General features: G+C 35.6%; 22 protein-coding genes, 1 tRNA gene and 1 pseudogene. 14 read left to right on the forward strand and 10 right to left on the reverse strand.

The genetic code is table 11. The features are described from left to right. Window positions 1–1,607: AAA-like domain-containing protein (locus CY0110_RS22945; RefSeq protein ID WP_008277972.1), on the reverse strand; the 1,607-nt coding region annotated here is incomplete at its 3' end. 680 nt (window positions 1,608–2,287) lie between these two features. Here CY0110_RS22945 and CY0110_RS22950 point away from each other — a divergent pair. Then, window positions 2,288–3,636 (forward strand): annotated as a pseudogene (locus CY0110_RS22950) (IS1380-like element ISCysp11 family transposase). 181 nt (window positions 3,637–3,817) lie between these two features. Next, window positions 3,818–4,258 carry a hypothetical protein gene (locus CY0110_RS22955; RefSeq protein ID WP_008277974.1) on the forward strand — a complete coding sequence of 147 codons (441 nt, stop codon included), beginning with the start codon at window positions 3,818–3,820 and terminating at the stop codon, window positions 4,256–4,258. Here CY0110_RS22955 and CY0110_RS28910 read toward each other — a convergent pair. Next, on the reverse strand, window positions 4,255–4,419 hold the full coding sequence (locus CY0110_RS28910; RefSeq protein WP_008277975.1) for a ribbon-helix-helix domain-containing protein: 165 nt from the start codon (window positions 4,417–4,419) through the stop codon (window positions 4,255–4,257). The two genes, CY0110_RS22955 and CY0110_RS28910, sit on opposite strands and share 4 nt — an antisense overlap. Before the next feature lie 143 nt (window positions 4,420–4,562). Here CY0110_RS28910 and CY0110_RS22960 point away from each other — a divergent pair, with 143 nt between their 5' ends. Genes CY0110_RS22960 through CY0110_RS28100 form a run of 3 tightly spaced genes read left to right on the forward strand, consistent with a single transcriptional unit; the run spans window position 4,563 to window position 9,845 of the window. Then, on the forward strand, window positions 4,563–7,280 hold the full coding sequence (locus CY0110_RS22960) for a TnsA endonuclease N-terminal domain-containing protein (protein WP_008277976.1): 2,718 nt from the start codon (window positions 4,563–4,565) through the stop codon (window positions 7,278–7,280). A gap of 2 nt (window positions 7,281–7,282) precedes the next feature. Continuing rightward, entirely contained in the window at window positions 7,283–8,458 is a 1,176-nt protein-coding gene (locus CY0110_RS22965) for an AAA family ATPase (RefSeq protein WP_008277977.1), read from the forward strand. A 1-nt stretch (window position 8,459) separates the two neighbouring features. Beyond that, window positions 8,460–9,845 (forward strand): TniQ family protein, encoded by a 1,386-nt coding sequence (locus CY0110_RS28100; RefSeq protein ID WP_008277978.1) that lies wholly within the window; start codon window positions 8,460–8,462, stop codon window positions 9,843–9,845. A gap of 110 nt (window positions 9,846–9,955) precedes the next feature. Here CY0110_RS28100 and CY0110_RS22975 read toward each other — a convergent pair. Next, a tRNA-Ala gene (locus tag CY0110_RS22975) sits at window positions 9,956–10,028 on the reverse strand. A 136-nt stretch (window positions 10,029–10,164) separates the two neighbouring features. Between CY0110_RS22975 and trhO the strand changes: the two genes are divergently transcribed. Further along, the gene (trhO, locus tag CY0110_RS22980; RefSeq protein WP_008277979.1) at window positions 10,165–11,052 is read left to right on the forward strand and encodes an oxygen-dependent tRNA uridine(34) hydroxylase TrhO; all 888 of its coding nucleotides are present in this window, start codon (window positions 10,165–10,167) and stop codon (window positions 11,050–11,052) included. After that, the gene (gene cbiD / locus CY0110_RS22985; RefSeq protein ID WP_008277980.1) at window positions 11,028–12,182 is read left to right on the forward strand and encodes a cobalt-precorrin-5B (C(1))-methyltransferase CbiD; all 1,155 of its coding nucleotides are present in this window, start codon (window positions 11,028–11,030) and stop codon (window positions 12,180–12,182) included. The genes trhO and cbiD overlap by 25 nt, the downstream gene beginning before the upstream one ends. A gap of 130 nt (window positions 12,183–12,312) precedes the next feature. On the opposite strand, the gene CY0110_RS22990 is transcribed toward cbiD, so the two are convergent. Continuing rightward, window positions 12,313–12,600, reverse strand: a complete 288-nt coding sequence (locus CY0110_RS22990; RefSeq protein ID WP_008277981.1) for a DUF29 domain-containing protein — start codon at window positions 12,598–12,600, stop codon at window positions 12,313–12,315. 148 nt (window positions 12,601–12,748) lie between these two features. On the opposite strand from CY0110_RS22990, the gene CY0110_RS31135 reads away from it, so the two are divergent. Then, a complete protein-coding gene (locus tag CY0110_RS31135) occupies window positions 12,749–13,366 on the forward strand; it encodes a hypothetical protein (RefSeq protein WP_232285793.1) in 618 nt (205 codons plus the stop codon). A 96-nt stretch (window positions 13,367–13,462) separates the two neighbouring features. On the opposite strand, the gene CY0110_RS23005 is transcribed toward CY0110_RS31135, so the two are convergent. Beyond that, complete coding sequence (locus tag CY0110_RS23005) at window positions 13,463–14,602, reverse strand: M14 family zinc carboxypeptidase (protein ID WP_008277983.1); 1,140 nt, start codon at window positions 14,600–14,602, stop codon at window positions 13,463–13,465. A 134-nt stretch (window positions 14,603–14,736) separates the two neighbouring features. On the opposite strand from CY0110_RS23005, the gene CY0110_RS23010 reads away from it, so the two are divergent. The 4 genes from CY0110_RS23010 (at window position 14,737) to CY0110_RS23025 (ending at window position 18,478) form a co-directional block, all read left to right on the forward strand. Further along, window positions 14,737–15,165, forward strand: a complete 429-nt coding sequence (locus tag CY0110_RS23010; protein WP_008277985.1) for an FKBP-type peptidyl-prolyl cis-trans isomerase — start codon at window positions 14,737–14,739, stop codon at window positions 15,163–15,165. Between the two features lie 225 nt (window positions 15,166–15,390). Further along, window positions 15,391–16,563 carry a pyridoxal phosphate-dependent aminotransferase gene (locus CY0110_RS23015; RefSeq protein ID WP_008277986.1) on the forward strand — a complete coding sequence of 391 codons (1,173 nt, stop codon included), beginning with the start codon at window positions 15,391–15,393 and terminating at the stop codon, window positions 16,561–16,563. Beyond that, window positions 16,560–17,036, forward strand: coding sequence for a universal stress protein (locus CY0110_RS23020; protein WP_008277987.1), 477 nt, complete (start codon window positions 16,560–16,562; stop codon window positions 17,034–17,036). Before CY0110_RS23015 ends, CY0110_RS23020 begins: the two co-directional genes overlap by 4 nt. Before the next feature lie 44 nt (window positions 17,037–17,080). Further along, window positions 17,081–18,478 (forward strand): hypothetical protein, encoded by a 1,398-nt coding sequence (locus CY0110_RS23025; RefSeq protein ID WP_008277988.1) that lies wholly within the window; start codon window positions 17,081–17,083, stop codon window positions 18,476–18,478. 268 nt (window positions 18,479–18,746) lie between these two features. Here CY0110_RS23025 and CY0110_RS23030 read toward each other — a convergent pair whose 3' ends face one another. From CY0110_RS23030 to CY0110_RS23040, 5 genes are all read right to left on the reverse strand, one after another. Continuing rightward, window positions 18,747–19,994, reverse strand: a complete 1,248-nt coding sequence (locus CY0110_RS23030; protein WP_008277989.1) for an IS4 family transposase — start codon at window positions 19,992–19,994, stop codon at window positions 18,747–18,749. A 390-nt stretch (window positions 19,995–20,384) separates the two neighbouring features. Then, the gene (locus CY0110_RS30535) at window positions 20,385–20,555 is read right to left on the reverse strand and encodes a hypothetical protein (RefSeq protein WP_008277990.1); all 171 of its coding nucleotides are present in this window, start codon (window positions 20,553–20,555) and stop codon (window positions 20,385–20,387) included. 18 nt (window positions 20,556–20,573) lie between these two features. Continuing rightward, window positions 20,574–20,726: a hypothetical protein gene (locus tag CY0110_RS30540; RefSeq protein ID WP_198139241.1), complete on the reverse strand. Its 153-nt coding sequence runs from the start codon at window positions 20,724–20,726 to the stop codon at window positions 20,574–20,576. A gap of 111 nt (window positions 20,727–20,837) precedes the next feature. After that, complete coding sequence (locus tag CY0110_RS23035; protein WP_008277991.1) at window positions 20,838–21,410, reverse strand: TIGR04376 family protein; 573 nt, start codon at window positions 21,408–21,410, stop codon at window positions 20,838–20,840. Between the two features lie 29 nt (window positions 21,411–21,439). Then, window positions 21,440–22,189, reverse strand: coding sequence for a hypothetical protein (locus CY0110_RS23040; protein WP_008277992.1), 750 nt, complete (start codon window positions 22,187–22,189; stop codon window positions 21,440–21,442). A gap of 169 nt (window positions 22,190–22,358) precedes the next feature. Between CY0110_RS23040 and CY0110_RS23045 the strand changes: the two genes are divergently transcribed. Both CY0110_RS23045 and CY0110_RS23050 read left to right on the forward strand, forming a co-directional pair. Continuing rightward, window positions 22,359–24,926 (forward strand): EAL domain-containing protein, encoded by a 2,568-nt coding sequence (locus tag CY0110_RS23045; protein WP_008277993.1) that lies wholly within the window; start codon window positions 22,359–22,361, stop codon window positions 24,924–24,926. A 53-nt stretch (window positions 24,927–24,979) separates the two neighbouring features. Continuing rightward, window positions 24,980–25,507: FHA domain-containing protein (locus CY0110_RS23050; RefSeq protein ID WP_008277994.1), on the forward strand; the 528-nt coding region annotated here is incomplete at its 3' end.

Below are 25,507 nucleotides of genomic sequence, written 5' to 3' on the forward strand. Positions count from 1 at the left end.
ATCGCTTTAGCTAAAATCCCATCTGGAATTGGCCACTGTCCCACCTGAGTTAAATCGGTTTCATCGATAGTGACAATGGCAATAAGAGAATCTGAAGGTTCCAGAGGTCGCCAACGAAAGAATTGATCTAGCATAAACCATTCTAATCCTTGTAATAATCCACCCCAGCGAAGCAATAGGATTGGTAGGGTTACAGTTAAGGTAATTAAAGGTATCCATCCCCAGCTAATTCGCCTTTTTTGGACTTCTTGTTTGGCTTTTGACCTTGCAGATGCCAACAATTGACTTGCTTGTTCTGTCGCTTCTAATAATTGTTCTGTTTGTTGTTTGGCTAACGTTTGACTAGCAACTAAAAATTGATAATCTTCATTGCACAAACATTTTCCCAAAGTCCAAGTTAAGGTATCTTGCAACTGAGAACCTTGTAATAGATAGGATTGATCTTGACCTCCTGAAGCTATCCAAGCAGCGATATCATCAGCATAAGGACGCAACTGTTTTAAGTTTTTTTCAATCCAATTATTATCAAAAACTGCTCTATAGATAAGATTATAGACCTTGAGTTGTCCTTGTTTTTCCACCACTAACCCTGATAGTCGCAATTCCATTTGTTCGGCACTACCATCGGCAGTAATTCCTCCTTGATGAAAAATTTTTTCATAAAGTCCTAACAGTTGCACTGCTTTTTGTTCATTCCTGATAATCCTATCTCGAATGGTTCTCAAATGCTCTGGTTCATCATAAACTTCCCAATTCTCAACAAGACAATCTTGTATTATTTGTGCGACCATTTCTGTATTTGCCTGTTTTTTAGTAATCTTGTCAGCATGAATCACTAATTGACAAAGCTTTTGTGTCAGAAAAGGTTGACCCCCTGTCCAGTATAAAATATCTTTTATCACTGCTTCTGGATTAGCAAATTGCTCTTTTAACCCGTTAATTAGGGGTTGAACTTCGTCAAATTCAAAGCCTTGTAATTGAATAGCTTGACCAATAGTAAAAGGTGTTTGAGCTTTGTTTTGAATTAAATCTGACGGTTTAGCTACTCCTAGTAGCGCAAACGTTAACCGTTGATAGTCAGTATAGGTGTCCCGTTGGTCATGACAATAACGAATCAGTCCAAAAAAATCATCAAGGGAAAATTTTTGACTAAGAACCTGATCAATTTCATCAACGAAAATAACAATTTTTTGTTTGATTTCAACTAATAAGATTTCTTCAATAAATAAACTTAAACGTTGTACTGGAGTCAGTAATTCTTGTTGTTCTCGCCACCAACTTCGCCATTGGATTTTTGAGGTTAGTTCAAAACCACGAACCAAAGTGTAGAAAATTCCTGCATACCATTTTTCTGAGGTAACATCTTGTGTTCCAATTCCCATTAAATCAATAAAAACACAAACAATACCTTCTGCTTGCAGTCTTTTCATGGTTCGCACCCTTAAACTGGATTTACCCATTTGCCGAGAATTAAGTAAATAACAAAAATGACCCGCTTTTAAGGCTCCATAAAAGTCTAAATCAGCTTTTCGAGTCACATAGCTAGGTGCGTCACCGTTGAGGCTCCCTCCGACTTGGTATTCATAAGTTGACTGGCTTTGACTCATTAGACTTACAGAGATGATAATTATGCTACATTCTGTTTATGGAGTAGATAGTCAAGAAAAGCAGGGAGCAGGGAGTGGGGAGAAAAAACTTTACTCTACTAAAATAAGCAGATTTGCTATTAAAACGATCTTTACTCAAACAACATAAAGCAGTCAGGACATTAATTTTATACTGATTAAGTCACCTGAGTTACTTGTGTTGAATGGCGTGCATAGCTAATTATTTTTGCGAGGAACCCTGGTCTATTTCCCCGACCTAAAGAACACTCGGTTAATATAACATTAAGCATAGAGCAAAAATTGTTAAATGTAAAGCGATCTGATTAAGAGATAACGATATTTCTACCCGATTTTTGAATGATTCTAATTAGAAATGATTACTTACTAATCAAAATTTGAAGGCGATCGCGCCAAAAGAACGTAAAATCATGATTAATCGATAAAATAAGGGTTGGATTATCTAGCCTGCATTATTCATGAGAGAATTGCGAAAAAGCCTGAAAGCCTTATGCCATCAGGAATATGGAGATTTGACCCCAATAACAGTCTGTGATTTTTATCTATTACTAATTATCGACTATTTAACTATCAAAAATAAGAGGTAAAAGTCGTTTACAAAAAGTTCATTTTAGCCTATAATAAATAAAGAAATAAAGGTTATATCAATCAATCAATAATTAATGAAAGAGTCTTCAGAAAAACTCCCCTTTAATTTTAAGACGAAGAAAACATTGGAGGTAAAGTTTTCAGGACTAGACCTAAGTTTGGATGCGGGATTATTGCTAATTAAGCAAGCAGAAGACAATCTGAAAGTTGGCCAAGGAATCTCAAATTGCTTGGAAGATATAGAGAACAACATAAAGTCAAACATTCACTGTTTCAGTTAGTAAGTCAAAGAATCTATCAAATAGCAGCAGGATATGAAGATACCAATGATAGTAATTACTTACGACATGATCCAATTTTCAAAATTATTTGTGATAAAGTCCCCGAAATGGGAGCAGAATTATTAGCTAGTCAACCGACAATGAGTCGACTAGAAAATGGAATAACTAAACAAGAAATTAAAAGGATACGTCGTTTTTTTGTCGATAAATTTCTTCAAAATCATCTCTCAAACCCAGAACAAATAGTATTAGATATAGATGGATTTGATGCTTACACTCATGGACATCAACAGTTAAGCTTATTTCATGGTTATTATGGACATCAAATTTACTTTCCTGTATTAGTTAATGAAGCCAAAAGTGGTTATCCTTTAATTTTACACTTAAGACCAGGAAATTCTCACGCAGGAAAAGGAGTTTTAGGATTACTAAGATGGTTATTTTGGCGTTTAAGAAAAGCTTGGCCTGATGTCAAAATAATCTTACGAGGCGATGGAGGGTTTTCTTTACCTGAAATTATTAATCTGTGCGAACAAAAAAATGTAAAATATGTTTTTGGTTTTAGTAGTAATGCTGTTTTAAAACGGAAAATAAATTATCTTCTTGACTTAGCCAGATTACAGTATTTTCGGACTAAAGAGAAGGCTCGTTTGTTCGATGATGTATATTATGCTGCAAAAAGTTGGAAAAAACCTCGTCGACTTATTATGAAAGCAGAATGGTTAGAAAAAGGAGCAAATCCTCGATTTTTAGTAACTAATTTGGAGGCAGATGCACAAGAAATTTATGATAATTTTTATGTTCAAAGAGGAGCTACTTCTGAACATCGAATCAAGGAATTGAAACTAGGAATTAATGCAGATCGTCTCAGTTGCCATAAATTTATTGTTAATCAATTTCGCTTATTTTTATGCCAAGCAGCTTATATTTTAATGCTTGAACTTCGGGCTTCTGCGGAAGGGACACGATTGGGGAAGGCTCAAGTTTCTCGTTTGAGGGAAACCATCATAAAAATAGCTGCCAAAGTGACTGTTTCTGTTAGAAGAACTTTAGTAGAATTAGCTGCTCATTGTCCTTTTCGTGAGGAAATACTCTGCATAATACAACGATTATCTTCGGGTAAACAATTGATTTTTTCCTAACATTCATCTCTCATAGGATTGGTGTATCCATCTAACGTTAAATTAGTCTTTTTTCTGTTCTTCCATTAATTTTCTGTGATTGAATTACGCCAATTCACTACTTTTTAAGAATCTATTTAATAAAAAATCGCTTTTGATGCTAATTTCTTATGTTTTTGGTTTTGTTTTTTCTTCATGAATAATGCAGGATAAATTAAAAGATGAAGACCGAGTGGAATTGATGAATGCAGTCAAAGAGTGGCAAAAAAAGCACAAAGCCTCTCGGAGAATTTATGCTCAGGTTCATGATGAATTAAACAAAGTTATTCAATCTCTGACAGCACAACAAATTAAACGTCGTAATGGCTTAGTAAAGTCGGCTCTAATCCGAGATTATTATGATACCAATCCCCTCATTGATTATGGTTCTCTAAGCCGTGTCGCAGCTAATTTAATACGTTGTGGCATAGATCCAATTGAAGCCATACATTTAGCTGCTGCCCTCTATTTTTCTCCTGACCGAGTTTCTCAAGAAATTCCTTTGATAGAGAATATTCATAAAGTTACCAAAATCTTAGAAGCCAAAAAACGAGAACGAGAGCTAAATAGTCGCAATGAAGTCTATTTACCACATTCTTCTTAAGACGGGGACTTGGGCAATTCCCCCCGTTCTTTAGCCTGTTTGATAGCAATTTCTATCAAAAATGAGGCTAAGTTAGCGGTGGGTCGGCCTTGTGCTGTTGCCCATCGCTCTAAATCTTCTAAAACAGAGTCAGCCAAAGTTACATTAATTCGTTTGCTCACAAACTTTCTAAGGATTGAGTAACTAAGTTGTCTCTTTCACTGTACCAAAGTATCTTAAGTTTCTCTAAGATTTGATATTTTTACATCTTTTTAGATGTAAATTAGAATCTATGGGCTGTTAAAATATTCACATTTTAATTTCTATGTTGACAAACAGCGAATTAGCCAGATTGTACAATGCCCTCAAATTGTCCCCAATAGCAGAACAAGAGGTAAACCGTATTCGAGAGTCCGAACCCTCTCGTAAAGTCGGGAATGGCAGAAATAATGTTTCAGGTAATTATCCAAGCCGAAAAATGGGTAAAACCATTCAATTTGAGAGCCATAAGGTTGAATTACCTTTTATTTATCAGCTAGAGCATGATGAAACTGTTTTAGAGTTTTACGACCAACCTCCACCAATAAAAATTAACTATCAATCACAGTCTGGGAAAAATATCGGTTGTTATATTACCCCAGACTTTTTTGTTATTAAGTCTGGGGCTATGGGATGGGTAGAATGCAAAAGCGAAGAACAATTGCAAAAACTCGCCCAGAAGGATTCTAATCGGTATTTTAAAGGAGAGGATAATCAGTGGCATTCACCCCCTGCTGAAGAATATGCTCAACAGTTTGGTTTTTATTTCCGAATTTACTCCGATGCCGAAATTAATTGGACAAAACAGAGAAATTTAGAAATTTTGTCCGACTATTTTAGAGGTAATATTACAGTTGCACCATCAACGAAAAGACTTGTACAGTCTTTGGTACAGGCAAAACCTGGAATTACTTTGTCAGAATTATTCGAGCATACAGAAAACGTTGATGAGATTTACGGTCTGATTGCCTCTGAAGTAATTTTTATTGATCTAAACAATTGTCCGTTATCAGAAACACAAAATTGTTATATTTTCCCAAACGCAACCATTGCTAAAGCCTTTCTGACCATTGTTAATTCTAAAGCCACTGCTGAAACTCCTATATCTCACGCTATTGAATTAATTCCAGGACAGACCGTTATGTACGATGGTAAATCTCTGATAATTGCTTTAGTCGGAGAAACTAATGTGATACTTCGTACAGAAACAGAAAAAGTCGTTGAATTTCCTCTCAGTGAATTTGATGCACTTGTTCGTCAAGGAAAGATTACAGGACTTAAATCAAAAAACGACTATCGTTTAAATTCTGAGGCAATTGAGTTATTTCAAAAAGCTAGTTTTAAGGATTTGGAAAAAGCCAATCGTCGTTATAAAGCGATTATTCCTTATCTTGACGGACAACCCATTTCAGCCGCCACACACCAAGAAAGGTCATTGAGAAATTGGCTTAGAGATTATCGGCAAGCACAGCAACAATATGGCTATGGTTATTTAGGGCTGATTTATCTTGACCAACATCGAGGCAACTATAACCGCAAGATTCCACAACATATCTTAGATATTATTGAAAAATTTATTACTGAAAGCTATGAAACCAAAAAACAGAAGCGAAAAAAAGCTGTTTATGCTGAATTCGTCCATTTTTGTCATGAATCAGGAATTGTAGATAATCAAATTCCTAGTTACAAAACTTTTATTGCTGAGATTAAGAAACGTTCTGGTTACGAGCAAACCTTAAAACGTCAGGGGTCAAGGGCTGCGTACCAACAACAATCATTTTATTGGGAATTAGAACAAACAACTCCCCGACATGGAGATTTCCCTTTTCATATTTGTCACATTGACCATACTCAATCAGATGATGAATTACGCTGTTCCAAGACAGGCAAAGTATTAGGACGGGCTTACGTTACATTGCTGGTAGATGCTTTCTCAAGACGGATTTTAGCCACTTACGCTTCTTTTGACCCCCCTTCTTATCGTGCCTGTATGATGGTTCTCCGAATTTGTGTTAAACGCTACGGAAGGCTCCCTCAAACGATTGTCACGGATAATGGCAAAGAATTTCACAGCACTTATTTTGAAATGCTTTTGGCAATGTTTGAATGTACCCTCAAACATCGTCCCCCTCATCAATCTCGATATGGTACTGTTTGCGAAAGACTTTTTGGGACGGCAAACACTGAGTTTTTCCATAATTTAGCAGGAAATACTCAAATTACTAAAACAGTTCGCTTAACGACCAAATCAGTGAACCCAAAAAACTTATCTTTATGGTCATTAGGGTTACTTTATGCCTATTTATGCGAATGGGCGTATGAAGTTTATGACACAATGGAGCATCCTGCCTTAGAAGGGTATAGTCCCAGAGAAATGTTCAACCAAGGGCTTCAACAATTTGGTCAGCGCAACCATCGACGAATTCCTTACGACCAAACGTTTCAAATTTTGACCTTACCAACAACTTCACGAGGCAAGGCAAGGGTACAACCAGGGAAAGGAGTCAAAATTCAACATATTTATTATTGGTCAAATGCTTTTCGTGACCCAGAAATTGAGAAAACTTCGGTAGATATTCGATATGACCCCTTTAACGCAGGGATTGCTTATGCTTATGTCCAAGGTCAATGGGTAGAGTGTATTAGCGAATATTATCCCCGTTTTAAAGGACGTTCTGAAAAAGAACTTATTTTAGCAACCACTCAATTAAGAAAACAAAAACAAAATCATCAAAAGACTTACAAAATTCGAGCAAAACAGTTAGGAGAGTTTTTAACCAGCGTAGAAACAGAAGAGTCGTTATTAGAACAAAAACTTCGAGATGACCAAACAAATGAAGTTTTTAAAGTTATTGAGGGAGGATTGAGCCATTTAAGGTTAGTTGAGTCCTCCAAAACCAATAATTCAGAGATTGTTGCTCAAGAGGTTCATGAGCCTCAGTCCGATGTTTCACAAACTGAACAACAAATTTCCAAAAAACTAAAAGTTTTTAAGAGCTATTAACCATGTCTATCCAATTTCCCCCAGAATTACTCAATCAATCTCATACTGTTCGACAGAATTACTATGACAGCTACACAATGGGTCATCCTTTTTTAGATGATGCTTTTGAAGTTATTAAACCGATTATTCGAGATTGTGGAGAATCTCGTCTTATTTTCGTTGTTGGGCCTACAGGAGTTGGCAAAACAAAATTACGTCTTTTGATTGAAAAATGGATTACGGAAAATCTTTGGAAAGAAATTAGTGACAAAGGAAGAATTCCTTTTGCCAGCATGGAAGTTAGCTTACAAAAATCAGGCTTATTTAATGCAAAAGATCATTTAAAACGATGTCTCTATTCTCTAAACGAACCACCTGAACTGATTAAAAATAAGATTAATTTTGGAGTTGAGGGGGTTTATCACAACGAAACAGGAAATTTAAGGATTAAGTCAAGAATTTTAGAAACAGAACTTGGATGGGCATTAGAACAAGCCTTAATTTACAGAAAACCTCAAATTTTTCTAATTGATGAAGCGCATCATTTTTTATGTGTTGCGAGTGGAAGAAAATTAACTGATGTACCCGAAGCGATTAAATCTTTAGCCAATCGAACAGAAGTTTTACATGGACTATTAGGAACTTATGATTTGCTAACTTTACATGACATTGGAGATCAATTGAGTCGTCGTAGTATTTATATCCATCTTCCCCGTTATAATGCTGAATTTACCGAAGATAGAGAAATTTGGCAGAGTGTTGTTTGGAATTTTCAATGTAATATTCCTATGCCAGAAATGCCTGATTTTTTAGATATTTGGAGTTATTTATATGAGAGAAGTTTAGGATGTGTCGGTATTCTTAAAAACTGGACAAGGAATGCTTTATCTGATGCTTTAGATGAAAATGCAAAAACAATTACTCGTAAGCATTTAGAAAGACGAGCCTTGTCTATCGGTCAATGTCGAAATATTTTGAAAAAAATTAAAGAAGGAGAAAAACGGTATTTAGAAATTGAGGGAGAAGTTGAGCAACTGCGTACTGATTTGGGATTAAGCGAACCACCTGTTTCAAGAATATGCTTTATTCCTAAAACACCTTCTGCTAAAACTCCTAATAATTCTCAACAATCCAAGAAAGATGTGGGGAAAAGAAAACCTGTGCGAGATCCAGTGGGGCAAGACAAAGAGGTTATTTGAAATGCAAAATTTTTATCCTTCTCTGAACCTTTCTTATACTTCTCAAAAATCAAGCGACCTCTATTGTTTATCGCCTCTTCATGTTGATACAGCTAAAGTTGAAAGCTTAACAGGATACATTGCTAGATTAGCTGAAGCTCACTGTGTTTATTCAGGAATTTTATTAGAGCGAACTATTGCTCCTCTCCTTAATAAAAAATACCGTAGTGCTAATTTGTCTAGTTATACAGGTGCATTAAATTCTACTGGTATTATGGCTAATGATCTTATTAAAGCATTGGAACAATTAACCCAACAAAATAATTTATCTAAATTAACACTTGTTAAATGGGCCGATATGTTGCCAAATAGATATCTGCTACATCAACATCGAACATGGTGTCCTCTTTGTTATCATCAATGGAAACAGAAAAAAGAACCTGTTTATGAACCTTTAATATGGACACTGAAATTAGTTAAAGTCTGTCCTATACATGAGATTCCTCTTCAGCAAAAATGTCCGAATTGTCATCAATATAATTTTTTCTTGTCTTGGAAATCTCGCCCAGGGTTTTGTTTCCGATGTGAAAAATGGCTCGGTTGTTCACAAGTTAATCTTAAGCTTTCAGATTTGTGTAAAGAGAACACCGAGGGAAGTCAAGTTGTTACTAATCATCCATTTTCTGATAATGACTTAAAATGGAATATTTGGGTAGCTAATAATATTCAAGAGTTATTATCAATACAAACAGACATATCTGCTATTAATGTTTCTGAATCCTTAATGAAAGTTGCTAACAAATTGACAGATGGAAATATTGCAGCTTTAGCTCGTTATTTGAAAATGCGAAAAAACACAGTTTGGTTGTGGTGTAAGGGAAAAAATCAACCTTCTTTAGAGGCTTTATTGAGAATTTCCTATCAATTAAAAATTCAGTTAATGGATTTATTGCTAAATACAGACTATTCCTTTGTTGTATCATCTAATGGCTATTCTCAATCTTCGTCTATTCGCTTAAATTCTAGACGAAATCCCACATTTGATGTTGTTTACGCTCACAAAGAACTTCTCAAAATTTTAAGTGATTCTGAAAAACCTCCCTTATCTTTAGAAGAAGTAGCCAGACGGATTGCCTGTGACCGCAGAACACTAAATCGTCATTTCCCAGATTTATGTCGTCAAATCTCTTCTCGTTATTTAAGTTTTCGACAAACATCTTTCCAAAATACAATTAAACATTGTTGTCATGAGGTTGAGGAAGCTGTAATCACTTTATACCAACAAGGAATTTATCCTACTGAAGACCTTGTTTCTCAGTCAATTTCTCGTCCTGGTTATCTTCGGTACAAAAGAGTCAGAAAAGTCTTTCAAGAAGCTAGGGAGCGTTTATATGGTTCTCGTTTATAATTGAAGGGAAGCACATTATTTCGGAAGTTAATTGGAAGTATATTGTTTCCGTCACCGAAATGATATGTTTCCAGTTACAAAAGGGGTTCGAGTAACACAACGAAAAAGAATGGAGAATAGCGGACTTGAACCGCTGACATCCTGCTTGCAAAGCAGGCGCTCTACCAACTGAGCTAATCCCCCAAATTAAGTAACCGACAATTTTTTTGTCTCGATATTTTACTCACTCTTACAATTATATACAGACTTATCTAAAATAGGCAAGGGGTTAACGAAAAAAGTTTCTAACTCCTGACTCCCGACTCCTGACTTCTGAAACATGACTTACATTGTTGCCACTTTTTATAAATTCATTCCTTTTCCTGATTGTGCTGAAAAACAAGGCGTATTCTTAGAATATTGTCTAAATCATGCCATTAAAGGCACTATTTTACTATCCCAGGAAGGAATTAATGGAACCATTGCCGGAACAACAGATCATATTGAAGCGGTAATCACCTATTTACGTCAAGATAAACGTTTAGCTGACTTAGAGGTTAAATATTCTACTGCTGATGCTCTTCCATTTGAACGGATAAAAGTAAAGTTAAAAAAAGAAATTGTTACTCTAGGAATGCCAGAGGTTAACCCTAATGAACAAGTAGGAAACTATGTAACTTCTGAACAATGGAATGAGTTAATTCAGGATGATGAAACGATTGTTATTGATACCAGAAATAACTATGAAGTCAATATCGGAACCTTTGAAGGTGCAGTTAATCCTCAGACCCAATCTTTTAGAGAGTTTCCTGAATATGTACAGCAAAATTTAGACCCAAAAAAGCACAAAAAGATCGCTATGTTTTGTACTGGAGGAATACGTTGTGAAAAAGCAAGTTCTTTCTTATTAAAACAAGGATTTTCTGAAGTCTATCATCTTAAAGGGGGTATTTTAAAGTATTTAGAAGAAGTTCCAACAGATAACAGTTTATGGCAAGGAGAATGTTTTGTTTTTGATGAGCGAGTTGCTGTTAAACATCAGTTAGAAACAGGCAGTTATGAGATGTGTTTAGGGTGTGGTCATCCCATTTCAGAACAAGATAAATTATCTGATAAATATGAGCAAGGGGTTTCCTGTCCCCATTGTTACGATAGTTTAACCCCTGAAAAGATAGCTAAACAAAGAGAGAAACAAAGACAATTATGCCAACAAAAAAAAACAACATAGATATGGCTAAACCTCGCGCTGGTTATACTTTACCTGTGTTTGCTTGTGCTTCTGCGCTCGCTGCTTTGCATCACTTACAAAATAAACAAAAAAATGAGATAGTTTCTTTAGATTTAATAGAACCGCCTAAAACGGTAACTATTCCTATTCAACAAGTAGCTAAAATAAATAATAATACGGCTTTAGCCATTACTTTAAGTGAGCCAGGGAATAATCTGGATTTAACGCGAAATACTCCAATTTGGGCTATGGTAGAATTGAGAGAAAATAGCACTAAAAATGAACAAGACAAAATTATTCTTCAAGGAGGAGAAGGAGTAGGTAAACAAATTAACTATGATAATAAAGATGCCATTTATTCCTACGCAACGAAACTATTAAAGCACAACCTAAAACAATATTTAAAACCAAGAGAAACAATTATAGTAACCATTATTTTACCAGAAGGAAAAAAGTTGGCGAAGCGAACATCAAATGAAGCTTTTGGTGTAATTGAAGGACTATCTTTATTAGGAACTTCTGGGATTTCTCAGCCGTTGAGTTCTCCTGATCAATTAAATAGTTATCAACAAGAATTAAAAGTAAAAGCAAAACAATTTGATATGTTAGTCTTTTGTTTAGGAGAAAATGGTTTGGATTTAGCTAAAAAGTCGGGCATTAATTCTCAACAATTAATTAAAACGGCTAACTGGTTAAGTCCTTTATTAATAACAGCAGCAACAGAAAAAATAAACTCTATTTTATTATTTGGTTATCATGGAAAACTAATAAAATTAGCAGGAGGAATTTTCCATACTCATCATCATTTAGCTGACGGAAGATTAGAAATATTAGTAAGTCATGGGGTAAAAATAGGTTTAAAAAGTGCAATTTTACAACAACTTTTAGACTGTGAAACTACAGAAGACGGACTACAATTATTGAGAAAAATAGATGCAGAAACAAACAATAATTTCACAGAACAAGTTTATCAATCTATTGTAGAAACGATTGACAAAAGAACACAGTTATATATTAAAAAATATGTTGATTTTAATGTTAATATTGGCTCCATTGTCTTTGGACGCGATCGCAGAATTATTATGGCTAGTGAAATGGGAAAAAAATTACAACATCAACTAATAAGTTAAAGAGGAAACCAATCATCTGAAAGTGCATCTTCAAGAGTAATATTATTGTTATCGGGAATAGAAAAAAGTTCTTTCATGATTGAAATACGTACAGGATAGATTTCGTCCCAAATGGGGTCTAATTTATTTTTTAAAGCAGGATTTTTCCGTAATATTTTTTTATTTGCGCTCTAAAGTTCCTAATTTCTGCCTTCCAACCTCTAGTACAATATTCTTTTTCTGAGTCCCAATAAGCTAATTTTAAAAGGTGGTCTAAAAGACGTTCTAAATAGCTTTCCAAAGCATTTTCACGGCTCTTCCCCCAGTCTTCTATCTCCTCAATTAAATTATCCCAGTCTACTTGCTCAAATTGTTTTAATTTGAGTCGTTTAACTTGCTCTTTTGTCCAAGTATAATAATCCGATGAGTAGGTAGTCATGAGCTTTACTCATTATTTCATAATTCGCTGTTATTATTATAACTCAGCATCATAAGATGAAAGTTTTATCATTATTGTAAAAAGTGATGAATTTGTTATAATGAATGCTGGTCTAAATAGCAGTTGAATTTAATTGTCACTATTAATTATGATGAAAAATAGTCTAATGACTTTAGTTTTCAGTGCCTTAACCCTCGTAACGACTCAAGTTAAAGCACAAACCCCTGCATCTTCTTTACAAGACTTAGTTGGTGTGAGAGGAAGCGGTGGAGAGATGGAATTAAAAAGAAGAGGATATGAGTATATCAAAACTGAAAAATCAGCAACAGATTCTTATTCTTATTGGAGAGAAACCAGTACAGGAAAATGTTTAACAGTTCGCACTTCTGATGGACGTTATCAATCTCTAGTTTATGCACCGGCTTTTGATTGTCGAGTAGCACAGTCAAGTGGTAGAAGAATTACCATTAATTTTCCCAGTGGGAGTCATTGTGGTACTTATGCAGGAAGAATTAATACAGGGGATACGTTTCTCTTAAATTTAGCCAGAGAACAACAATTAATTATTGAACAATCAACTCCCCATGATTATACGGTACAAGCTCCTAATGGTGAATATTTAGAAGTCATTCAAACATTTCCTAATGATCAAAATCAATATTGGACAGGAAACCAATTCGGTAATTTTCAGATAGAAGTAGCAAGTGTTCCCCAAGGAAGACCTATTGATATCAAGTTTTGCGCTTATAGTGGAGAAGGAGAATAAACACAGGTTAAAATTTATCTAAAAATGTTTAAATGATTGTTATAGTGGAATCAAAATAGTGTCTGAAGTTTCTATCTTTATCACTATCAACTTTATTTAATTTCTATGATTAGGATTACATAGTGCTAAAACATAATCACCTTGATTTACTGAATAATTTGTAGAAATATCAAAAATGAATCCATCTGTTTCTGCATAAATGTTAAGAATTTTTGGCAAGTTTCCTTGTTTATTAAAACTAAGAATTTCGTAGAGTTTATCTCCTTGCTTTACTTCAGTTTTTAAAGTTAATCGATTTTGAATCATTCCACCAGTTGGCGCATAGTAATTTCTAATATTTTGACGAGAAACGAATGTGATTTCGTTAGTTAGTAAAAAATAATCGTCTAGTTTTAATATATCTTTTTTTACTAAATAATTAATAATTCCTTTAACTCCAGTGTTAACAGATTGGGGATTCATTTTCATTCCAGATCCTAATTCCAAAGTCCAAGATTCTCGATCAATATCAATTATTCTTCCTAACTTTTCAAAATTCTTTTTTAATGCTAACCAAGGTTTCATAAATGCTTCATCAAAAGCATCTCCATCATAAGTATCCATTAAAATACCATAATCTATCTGAAAATAATTAGCACTCTCTTCTTGTTCCCCAGGAAAACAAAAAAGATAATCAATACATTGGTTACTAGAACTATGAATATCGATAACATAATTAGCATCCATAGATAAAGATTGTAATTGATAACGATACTGTTCAGATAATGGCGCACTACTAGGATTCTTAATTCTTTCTAGCTGTTTGCTAAAAGCCTGTTTTTGTTGCTGTAAAAAGTTTTCTTGAATAGTTAAAGAATCAAACTTTATATTCTGTTGAACAAATCCGTCTAAATCATGACAAAATTTCTCATAATCCCAAAAAATACGATTCCAATCTTTGCCATCATAACTATTGAATCTTCCTGAAGAAAAGAAATGATTGCGTTGATTGGTTCCTATAGGGTTACAAACAGGAAGTAACCAAATTTCACCATCTAGTTGATTTTTATTGAGGGTAGAAAAAAAACTAATTAGTTGTGAAATGACCGCGTTACCAACAATTTCCGAGCCATGTAAATTTGATTGAATATAAACTTTTTTACTCTTTTTTTTACCTGTAAACTTATACAGTTGCAGAAAAAACTCATCACCTGAAGCAAGTTTAAATAAATTTAAGGTTTCGATGGTTGGTTTCATAGAAAGCAGAATTTATGAAGGTTTAATTATTAATAAATTTTTAAGAATAGGACAAAAAGTTGACAAAATTGGTAGAAAAAACTACCGTGAAAAAGTCCCTTCATTAAACAAATAAATTTAGCAGGTAATGTAATATGGTACAAGCTAAACTTGGAGATACAGTCAAAGTCAACTATACAGGTAAATTGCAAGACGGGACAGTGTTTGATTCTTCTGTGGATCGTGACCCCTTACAATTTGCTCTCGGACAAGGTCAAGTAATTTCGGGGTTTGAAGAGGCCGTGGTAGGAATGAGTCCAGGGGAAAATAAAAGTGTTACGATTCCTTCAGAACAAGCTTACGGTCCTTATCAAGATGAATTAGTGATTGTTGTTGATGAAAAACAAATGCCCTCTGATTTATCCGTAGAAGTGGGACAGCAACTGCAAATGCGCCATTCTAGTGGTCAAGCTGTTCCTGTGATGGTAACCAATATTGCTGATAGTAAAGTCACCTTAGATGCAAATCATCCCCTAGCAGGAAAAGATTTAACGTTTGATCTTGAATTAGTAAACATTGAATAGTTTAAGATATGGGCAGTGGGTTGTTGCACCCATGCACTAAAATGGATTGCAAAAATTTGGGCGAGGTAAAAATACTCGTCCAATACAATTGCTTTTCCTCATTAAAATTAGTTGATTAGTTAACCTAAAATCAACTATCATATATTAATTCTTAATCCATCAGATAAATGTGTCTATGGGACTTTTAATTTTTTACGATCAGGAATAAATAGGCTTAGAAGCAATATGATTCAATTGGCCACCAGGGTAACACAAGTCACTCCCTCCCTCACCCTAGCCATTACCGCTAAAGCGAAAGAAATGAAGGCTAAAGGGATTGATGTTTGTAGTTTTAGTTCAGGAGAGCCGGATTTTGATACCCCTCAACACATCAAAGAGGGTGCAATATCGGCTTTAGATCAAGGGAAAACGAAATACGGACCCGTGGCCGGAGAATCGGGACTCAGAGAAGCGATCGCCCAAAAGTTAAACCAAGATAATCATTTAAACTATAGTGCAGACAATATTATTGTTACCAATGGGGGTAAACATTCCCTATTTAACTTAATGTTGGCGTTAATTGAAAAGGGAGATGAAGTGATAATTCCGGCTCCCTATTGGCTAAGTTATCCTGAAATGGTCAAACTAGCCCAAGGAACACCGGTTATTGTCAATACCACCGCAGAAACTGACTATAAAATAACCCCAGAGCAACTACGTCAAGCCATTACCTCAAAAACAAAACTATTTGTTCTTAATTCTCCTTCTAATCCCACAGGAATGGTGTACAACCGTGAAGAAATTAAAGCCTTAGCTCAAGTGATTGTTGACCATGATTTATGGGTGGTTTCTGATGAAATTTACGAAAAAATTCTCTACAATGGGACAGAACATATTAGTATTGGTTCCTTAGGAGAAGAAATATTTAAACGCACCATTATTAGTAATGGATTTGCTAAAAGTTACTCTATGACTGGCTGGCGACTAGGTTATTTAGCAGGGCCTGGGGAGTTAATTAAAGCAACCAGTACCATCCAAAGTCATAGCACTTCTAACGTCTGTACTTTTGCCCAATACGGAGCGATCGCAGCCCTTGAAAGTCCAGAATCCCCCCAATGTCTTCAAAAAATGTTAGATGCGTTTACTCAACGTCGTCAAGTCATTTTAGAAAGAATTAAAGCCATTCCTAAACTCAGTTGTCCGACCCCGATGGGAGCGTTTTATGTCTTTATTGATATCAGTCAAACAGGACTGAATTCTTTAGAATTTTGTGATGGTTTATTAAACAAACAACAAGTAGCTGCTATCCCAGGAAAAGCCTTCGGGGCCGATAATTGTATTCGTCTTTCCTATGCTACGGACTTAGCTTCCATTGAAAAAGGGATGGATAGAATCGAAAAATTTGTCAATACATTATGAAATACAAAAAAATCTTAGTCGCCTTGGATAATACTCCGTTAGCAAAAAAAGTGTTTGAAGAAGCTTTATCCGTAGCAAAATGTCATCAAGCTACCTTAAAGTTAGTTCATTGTTTGCCCATGGAAACTCCCTCAACCGCTCCTTATCCTAGTCTTTACGAAGGGGAATTCAATGATTTTTCCTATCTAATGCGAGAACGGTTAGAAAGCCAAGCCACAGAAACAAAAAAATGGTTAAGTAACTACGAGGAAATAGCCAAAGAACAAGGCATCGCCACAGAATGGGAGTGGAAAATAGGAGAACCCGGACGTTGGGTAAGAGATATTGCTAAAGACTGGGAAGCTGACTTAATTGTAATCGGAAGACGAGGACTGACAGGAGTTTCAGAAATGTTGTTAGGCAGTGTCAGTAACTATATTGTTCATCATGCTCCTAGTTCTGTGTTAGTGGTACAAGAAACAAAAGTTAATTAAAGACAGTCTCAGAATTTGGCGATCGTTAACCTCCTAACGCATCAATGCAAGTGACTAAACTTCCTTTATTTTTGATCTTTTTTGCCAGTTCTTTAATGGTTCCTCTGCCCTCCTCCTCTAACCTTTGTATTGAGAGTGCCATGGCCGCAGAGGTGAGAACCTTTGGTCAAAATGGTTCTAATGCTAGTAGTGGAGCCTCAGGAGAAAATGGGGAAGATAGAGATAATTTGACTATTTTTGCCGATGGTTCCCCATTAACGCTTAATTTAGTCGGAGAAGATGCTCAACCAGGCCAAGAAGGTAAACCAGGAGAAGACGCTGAATGTGAAAATCAACCCACCGGCGTAAAACATAACCTACAAGCTCCTAGTGGCGGTCATGGAGGCAATGGAGGCAATGGCGGCGATGGCGGTAATGGTGGCTCTTTAACCCTCTATGCAACAGACTTATCCCAACTACAACAAATCTTTGTCAACGCCTCAGGAGGAAAAGGAGGACAACCAGGACAAGGAGGCCCAGGAGGGCAAGGGTGTCGTTGTAGCGAACCTTACTGGACCGTAGAAACCTGTAGCGGGAACCCTGGTGATCCTGATTATCGTTGTACAACCCTTGAATTTCGTTGTCAAGATGGTAAAAACGGGGCTAATGGAGTCGGTGGGGCTTTTGGTCGGGATGGTTTACCTGGTCAACTGACTTTAATTAATTTAGATAAACCCTTAGAAGCTGATAAACCGGCCGCTACAGTAACAATGTCAGCGTTGAGAGATAAAGGTTATTTACTCTCTAAAAATATTTGGGAAACTCGCAATGGTGCATCGGCGTTATTTGCTCCAGGTTCGGTCATTGATGATCAATATTTAGCTTTGGTGCAACGGTTAGAACGTTCATTTTTATTAATTTGGAATGCTCCTCAATCTTTTAATCAATTTTCTCAGGAAAAAGTTACTTTAAAATATGAAAATGATCAGGGAATTCAGGTGGATGTTCCTGATAATATTTGGATAGAAGGGACAACTCAGCAACAGAATAATATTACTCAATTTATTGTATATAACGCCATCTATAAAAAAGATGCGACTCGTTTAGAAAGTAAGGGATTATCGGGAAGAGAGAGGGGGTTACAATTAACTTTAATTGATGAAGCGGATCAATCTAATTTAATCGCAACTAAGTTTGACATTACTTATAGTATTACTCGTTCTGATCCGCGCTTTCGTCCTGTGTCTGATTATACAACCAAATATGAAGGTGAAATTCCAGAAGATTTAGTTATTTTAGATGGGGATACCTTTACCATTGATATTGGTATGTTACCCATTGAATCTCGCTATTTGCGATCGGGTTTAGGGGTAGAAATTAAAATAGTAGCAACCCGAACCTTTGCTGGTTACACCGATCAACAAACGATTACGGTAAAGGATGTTTTAGGACCGTTTCGGTAAACAGTTATTAGTTATGTGTTGGGTTTCACTCTCTGGAGTTTAGACTCAGCAGATCAAAAACTGACAAGTTTTGGCTGCAAGGGAGACGAGCGACCCCGGTCGGGTTCCCCGACCTAGGGAACGCGCGAGAAGAGGGGAGTGGAGAGCAGGGGAGATGTTTTTAAGTCAGAGATTACTCCGCCGTGAGACGACGGAGTAATCTCTGACCGTTGGTCTTTAATGAGCAAAAAAAGACATTTTAAGATGTCTGGGGGGCCGACATCGGGAATCAAAAAGCTGATTGAATAATGGTTGCAGCCCTCAGACCTCTCGAATAATCAGCACGTTTTCGAGGTACAAAATTGATCAATTGTTGAACTTCCTCAGCAAAAAATGATAATGAATTAAGCCAAGAATGAGCTTTTAAGCCAATAGAAAAACTACTATTTCTCCTATAACGACGCTTTGATTCAGATGGACGACTAACATAGTTAGCGACTCCTTTTTTTAGGATTAGATTTCCTTGAAAAGTTGCCATTGAATAAGCTAGAGTCCCCAATAATATCAAAGCTATTAATCTGTCTCCAGTTACTTGTGTTTTTTCTATATTGCGGTGCGACCCCGCGCCGTCGCACGGCGCAAGGGAACGCGCACCAAGACAATAGCCACCTAATTTGAAATCTCTGAACATCTCTTCAATACCCATTCTATAAGTATAAGCTTCAGTTGCTGCTGATAAATTGTCTAAATTTGTTAAGATATACCAGGGTTCTTTTTGTGATTTATCTCGATAATTTCGTGACCACTTTGCTGCCAAATTAACTCCACCGAATCCTTTAGTCTTAGTGACTTTTACTCCTTGATAAAACAGAGATGAACCAGGGATTAATCCTAATTCTTTTAACTGAAACCAGATTTTGTCTTCTAGCTCTACATATTCATGTTTTTTTAGTCTAAGTGAAAAGTAGGTTTTGCTTGTAGATAGCCATTTAGCTAAATCCACATTACAAAATTCCCTATCTCCTAAAACCACCAATTTATAATTTTTTAGTAAAGAAATTACAGGCTCTAATACTTCTTTTTGAGATGCCAAATTACTATTTCCTTTTTTTGGAAGTAGCTTAAAATATAAAGGGATAGCTCTTTTATTATATACTAAACTAACCATCAAGAGATTTATCTCTCGCCATTGACTTCTATCAATTACTAAATAGAAACATTCTTGATAAGAATATTTGTTTTCCATCCATTCTAAAATAATAGGAAACCAGAGGTTCTTGATATTTAACTGTTTCAATGACAAGAATCTTTGTATTTTCTTGATGCGACTTTTTTCTTTAATCGGACTAGGGAACTGAAAAGCGAGGTTTTCTAACCTTATCCATCGATGTTCTTGAATCAGATTAAGGAGGATCGAGAGAATTAATAACTGAACACAATTAAAATGTTTTTTGAGATGCTTGCTGTATAATTGCGGTTTGCAATTCTGCTTCGTAAGCAGAATGCAAGGCAAACCAAGACGAGGTAATTGAATCATCTTTTTTCAATAAATATTAGTTATTGAGAACGCTGTCTTATCTTGGCGGCGTTTTGTCTTCTCAATCCCTGATTATACAAAGCTTCTGACTATTAGTGTAGTCCCTCCAGTAAGATGTTTATAACCTAGTAATATGATATATTCTCATTATTACTTGTGTTTTAAACTATTTTCTTTCTCCCTTGCTCCGGTCTCCCCCCTCCCCTGCAATCTTAACTAGGATCTTTGTGATCTACTGAGACTACGAAAAATTGTTTTTGGTGACAAAGAAGCTATTGAATATGTTTTGGTTTGGTTAGCTTCTTTGTACAAAATAATAGGAGAAAAAAGCCCTTTTTAGAGCAATTTGTTGTGAGAGTATAGTATAAAATTTGTAAAAACTATCTTTTTTTAATCTTTAGTCAACCAACCTTCAGTAAGACTAAAGTCACTAAATAATAAAGAGTCAGAAACTCCATACTGTTCATGACTCTCTATTAATTCTATACAATTTAATAATACAGTTAATATAAGCTCTGGTATCTCTTCAATGGATTCGATAATAGGTCGTTTGGTATTCATACTTAATTTCCTAACTCTTTAATGGCTGCAATTACTAACAGCAGTATCTTTAAGCTCCTGCTTTAATTGCTTATTGCGTTTTTTTAGCTGTCTCAATCTTGCTGATGCTAGACGGCCTTTATCATTACGCCGATTCATTTTACGGGGGGATTCCCATGATTTGATTCGCATAATTTTTCCCTTATTGTCTACTCAACTATATTATAACTTAAAGAACTAAAGTTTGTACTACCTATAATGTCAAGCTTTCTTGACTTAGCTAAAAAGCAATAAAGATTCTCTTCAAAGATTACGTTTTAATTGATCTAACTCATCATCTAATTCCCATCTTTGAAACTCTGCTTCTAGGGGGTCGGTAGCCTTATTATAGGCACTATAATTAATAGTTTGATTCCATCCTTTTGTATCATAATTAGGTTTAGCTTGAGCAGCTTGAGCAGCTTGAGCTTGCCTTGCTTTAGTCTGAATTTCTTCTTTTCGCTGTCGAATTTGAGTCAATAGGGTTTTTCCATTAGCAATTTGTTGTTTTGCTCCTTCCATTTGACCCCATAATTGATTGCCTTGACGCAATAGAGCAGCTTCTCTTTCTTGCGCTCTTTGGGCTAAATCTAAGCGTCCAGCAGCTTGAGCTTTTGCCACTCGTTGATGCCAATTCTGGATTTCTTCGGCTAAGGAAAGAATTTCTGTTTCTAAACGCTTTTTTTGCCCTTCTTTTTCAATAATTAGTTTTAGAGCTTGTTGTTCTTGTTCTCTTAATTGTTCTAAAAGTGCCTGCAATTCTAGATGAGGATTATTTTTCAAAAATTCCTCTAATCGTGTTTCTAGAAAGCGACTGAAATCATCAAAAATACTCATATAGCAAATAATAAATTCCAAATTCTTAATTAAAACACTTGTCCTACTTCGATGTGTTTAGTTTGACCATTGTGATAGATAATGGCTTTTTGATTTTGTACTCCCATGAGAATACCACCACTATTGCCTACCGCTTCTCCAATTTCAAAGCGTCGACTAATCCCATTAAACGTAAAAATAGCCGTTGATTGTTGTCCAGACTCAAGAACTCCCACTAATTGATGACCCCTATCTTGGGGAAGTTGACTATTAGCAGCAATTTCTGGGGAAACAGAAAAGGTGTTTTGCTTAGGAGTTAATATAGGAACACTAGAGGGTTGAGAAGAAGTAGAAGGTGAGAGAGGAGCAGGGGGAATATTGCTGTTACTGGTGGGAGGAGAAGGGGGTTGTAAGTTAGACGGGGCTGAATTAGACTGATTCGGGGGATACATTGGCACATAAACCCGTTCTATTACCTTTTCTTGGGTAGGAGGTGAAGGAGTTTTAACCGCTACGGTAGAGGGTTCTTTGTCTTCTGGATTAACTAATGTTTTTTCCGTTTTAGGTTGGTTAAGAACATTTAAAGACTGTTGTAGATAAGCAATAAATTGAGCATCAGCAGCAGAAGGACTGGTATTTCCAGCTTTTTTTTTATCTGAGTCAGATATCTGAGTGAATACCCACATTGATGCTAACAAAAAATAGATACTTGCTGCTCCAAAGAGAATTTTATCAAGGTGTTTTGGAATTTGGCGCCCCGCGAAGCGGTTCTCTTTGAGATCGCTTTGAGTTGAATTCATAGGTTTCCCTCCTCACATTAAATAATCGTTGTTGTCATTATACTCTTAACCTTTACCTTCCTTATTGTTGATTGAAATGATTACAAAACATCTTCTTGATAATTATGTTAATTTTACTGAGGTTTTCGGGAATATTATAAATATCAATCTTTACTCTCGATAAACTGTGATGAGTAATGCCTCAGAAGTCCGCCATCTGCTTGTAATCGCTGATCAAAAATCCAGACGTATTGTTCCTTTGACGAACAATACTTATTCCATTGGTCGTGATCCTAATAGTAATATTTTGCTGTACGATCGCCAAGTCTCTCGCCATCATGCTACGTTATTAAAAATTGATAACGATCAAAATGATCAACCTTGTTATCGTATTATTGACGGTAATGTACAGGGAAAAAAAAGTACCAACGGCATCGCCGTTAATGGAAAATATTGTTTATCCCATGATTTAGTCTCAGGAGATTTAATCCGTTTTGGTAACCAATCTCAAGCGAACTATCATATTATTGCTGATTCTGCCGAACTCGATTTACTAAAAGAGCCCGACTCAGATAATCGAGGTGTTGACACTTGTTTCCCATTTGATGATGTTCCTTCTGAGGATAAATTTCCCTCTCTTGATGAAATTTTCTTAGAGGACGAGGATGATGAAAAATCTAACACTATGGCATTTAGTAGTCAGGTAAAAGACAAAGATTTAGAATCTTTTAAAAATCAAGCGTCATTAGCTGATTCTAATCCTAACCCTATTATAGAAGTTGATTTTCAAGGAAAGATTACCTATCTAAATGCTGCTGCTAAAATCAAGTTTCCTGATTTAATGAAATTACAAACATTTCATCCTGTTCTCCAAAATCTTATTGGCAATAGAACACCTACAGAGGGAACTTCATTTGTGCGAGAAGTACAATTTGAACAAATATTTTTTGAGCAACACATTCACTATTTAAAAGAAAGTGAATGTTTAAGGAGTTATTTATTTGAAATAACAAAATACCGTAAAAGAGAATCAAAATTAACGGCTGGGAAAGATCGCTATCGTTTCTTTTTTGAACAAAGTACAGAGGGGATTTTAGTCATTAATCCAGATACTAAACATATTATTGAAACAAATCAAGCCTATTGTAAATTATTAGGCTATAGTAGTGCTGAAATTATTGGTTGTAATCTTTATCAATTATTAGAAGTAGAACGGGATACTTTTAATGAAGAATTAGGAAAAATTACTTCTGAAAATCCCTATCTTATTAAAGAATCTTTCCATCGTCATCAAAATGGTTCATTACTAGCAGTTGCTGGTCAAATTAGCCTTACCAGTTATCAAGGGCAAGAGGTTTTATGTTTAATTATTCGGGATATTCGTGAACGAAAACAAGCCGAAGAAGAACTACAATATCAACTGCTTCATGATCCTTTGACTAATTTACCCAATCGGGAATTATTTAAGCAACAATTAGGAGTTGCTTTAGCCCATGCCCAACGTCATGAACATTTATTAGCAGTAATTTTTATTGATATCGATTCTTTCACTCATATTAATAATACATTGGGTCATTCTTTGGGTGATAAAGTATTACAAAGTTTTGGGGAACGATTAAGTTCTTGTATTCGTGCTGGGGATACGGTGACCCGTTGGGGAAGTGATGAATTTGTGTTATTACTACCTCAGATTAAAAATACGGAAGATACTGTTAAATTAGCCCAACGAATTTTTGACACTTTACAACGTCCTTTTATTTTTGATGACCATCGCTTGCAAATCAAATGTAGCATTGGTATTGCCATTTATCCTCAAGATGGAGATAATGCAGAAGGATTATTAAAAAATGCGGATACAGCTTTATATCGTACTAAAGAACAAGGAAAGAATCACTATCAATTTTATAGTCCTCATTTAACCGCAGAAGCTGAACTTTTATTACGGTTAGAAAGTCTCCTGCATCAAGCTTTAGAAAAGAAACAATTTTCTCTTCAATATCAACCCCAACTACAATATAAAACAGGAAAAATTGTGGGTATGGAAGCTTTATTGCGGTGGGAAACACCAGCTTATGGTATGATTATGCCCCAAAAATTCTTACCCTTAGCTGCAAAAACAAACCTTATTTTACACTTAAGTAAATGGGTCTTAAAAACTGCTTGTGAACAAAACTTATCTTGGCAAAAAGATGGTTTACCGCCCATTCCTGTTACCGTTAATTTGTCTGCAAAGGAATTTCAACAACCTCATTTAGCCACAGTGGTAGCCAGTATTCTAGATGAGACAGGACTTGATCCTCAATGGTTAGAACTAGAATTAACAGAGTTAACCTTACGGCAAAATTTGAATTTAGCCCGTAAGACGTTACAGGATCTTCAAAATTTAGGAGTTCGTATTGCTTTGGATGATTTTGGTCGCGGTTTTTCCTCTTTGGGATATCTCAAACAATTTTCTTTTCGTACTTTAAAACTTCATCAAGATTTAATCCGAGACTTACGGGGAACCTCAGAAGAATTGGGATTAATTTCTGCTGTTTTAGCCATAGGTAAGGGCTTTAATATGCGTGTTGTTGCTGAAGGAGTGGAAACTTCTGAACAACTGAATATATTGCAGAATCTCGATTGTACAGAGATTCAGGGTTATTGGTTTAGCCGTCCTTTACCAACTAAAGAAGCTACAGCACTCCTCAGTAAAATTACTAGGAACAATGATATAGATTCTACAAATTTTATGTCTTTACCGATGATAGATGGTTAGTTTATAAACACTTCTGGGAACTATAGAAATAGCCCTTGTTTTGTATATCTGTGATGAACACCCTATCATCCTTTCGTCATATTCTTGTCATTGAGGATCAAAAAGCGCGACGTATTGTTGCTTTGGAAGAAGCTGCTTATAGCGTTGGCCGAGAATCGAGTAACGATATTGTTATTTATGAGCAAGTTGTTTCCCGTCGTCATGCGACTATCGTACGAGTTAAACTCACTCCCCGATTAGATAGTTATTCTTATCGCATTATTGATGGAGATTTAGAAGGTCATCGCAGTACAAATGGTTTATTAATTAATGGGAAGTTAGAAGAATCTCATAATTTAAAACATGGTGATGTGGTTATTTTTGGACCTCAGGCGAAAGTTAGTTATTATATTATTTCTACGGCCTTAGATATTGATTTATTTAATCCTCTTGATCCTGGACAATTAGAACAAGAGGAAGACGAAATGATCGAAACCATGATTGCTGATGAGAATAATAAACTAACAATAATTAGTGATGAAAATTTGCAAGAGCGCGATCGCGATGATTTGATTCGATTAGCTTCTTTCCGGACTCAGTCC

Origin of the sequence: Crocosphaera chwakensis CCY0110 (genome assembly GCF_000169335.1) — a bacterium.
Classification (GTDB): Bacteria; Cyanobacteriota; Cyanobacteriia; order Cyanobacteriales; family Microcystaceae; genus Crocosphaera; species Crocosphaera chwakensis.

Bases quoted from the DNA above. Each gene is read 5' to 3' on its own strand.
- CY0110_RS23025 (WP_008277988.1), top strand. From the start codon at position 17,081: ATGCAAGTGACTAAACTTCCTTTATTTTTGATCTTTTTTGCCAGTTCT.
- CY0110_RS28100 (WP_008277978.1), top strand. From the start codon at position 8,460: ATGCAAAATTTTTATCCTTCTCTGAACCTTTCTTATACTTCTCAAAAA.
- cbiD (WP_008277980.1), top strand. From the start codon at position 11,028: ATGCCAACAAAAAAAAACAACATAGATATGGCTAAACCTCGCGCTGGT.
- CY0110_RS23020 (WP_008277987.1), top strand. From the start codon at position 16,560: ATGAAATACAAAAAAATCTTAGTCGCCTTGGATAATACTCCGTTAGCA.
- CY0110_RS23010 (WP_008277985.1), top strand. From the start codon at position 14,737: ATGGTACAAGCTAAACTTGGAGATACAGTCAAAGTCAACTATACAGGT.
- CY0110_RS22960 (WP_008277976.1), top strand. From the start codon at position 4,563: ATGTTGACAAACAGCGAATTAGCCAGATTGTACAATGCCCTCAAATTG.
- CY0110_RS23015 (WP_008277986.1), top strand. From the start codon at position 15,391: ATGATTCAATTGGCCACCAGGGTAACACAAGTCACTCCCTCCCTCACC.
- CY0110_RS22965 (WP_008277977.1), top strand. From the start codon at position 7,283: ATGTCTATCCAATTTCCCCCAGAATTACTCAATCAATCTCATACTGTT.
- CY0110_RS22955 (WP_008277974.1), top strand. From the start codon at position 3,818: ATGCAGGATAAATTAAAAGATGAAGACCGAGTGGAATTGATGAATGCA.
- CY0110_RS23005 (WP_008277983.1), bottom strand. From the start codon at position 14,602: ATGAAACCAACCATCGAAACCTTAAATTTATTTAAACTTGCTTCAGGT.
- CY0110_RS30540 (WP_198139241.1), bottom strand. From the start codon at position 20,726: ATGCGAATCAAATCATGGGAATCCCCCCGTAAAATGAATCGGCGTAAT.
- CY0110_RS31135 (WP_232285793.1), top strand. From the start codon at position 12,749: ATGATGAAAAATAGTCTAATGACTTTAGTTTTCAGTGCCTTAACCCTC.
- CY0110_RS23030 (WP_008277989.1), bottom strand. From the start codon at position 19,994: ATGATTCAATTACCTCGTCTTGGTTTGCCTTGCATTCTGCTTACGAAG.
- CY0110_RS23035 (WP_008277991.1), bottom strand. From the start codon at position 21,410: ATGAGTATTTTTGATGATTTCAGTCGCTTTCTAGAAACACGATTAGAG.
- CY0110_RS23045 (WP_008277993.1), top strand. From the start codon at position 22,359: ATGAGTAATGCCTCAGAAGTCCGCCATCTGCTTGTAATCGCTGATCAA.
- CY0110_RS23040 (WP_008277992.1), bottom strand. From the start codon at position 22,189: ATGAATTCAACTCAAAGCGATCTCAAAGAGAACCGCTTCGCGGGGCGC.
- trhO (WP_008277979.1), top strand. From the start codon at position 10,165: ATGACTTACATTGTTGCCACTTTTTATAAATTCATTCCTTTTCCTGAT.
- CY0110_RS22990 (WP_008277981.1), bottom strand. From the start codon at position 12,600: ATGACTACCTACTCATCGGATTATTATACTTGGACAAAAGAGCAAGTT.
- CY0110_RS30535 (WP_008277990.1), bottom strand. From the start codon at position 20,555: ATGAATACCAAACGACCTATTATCGAATCCATTGAAGAGATACCAGAG.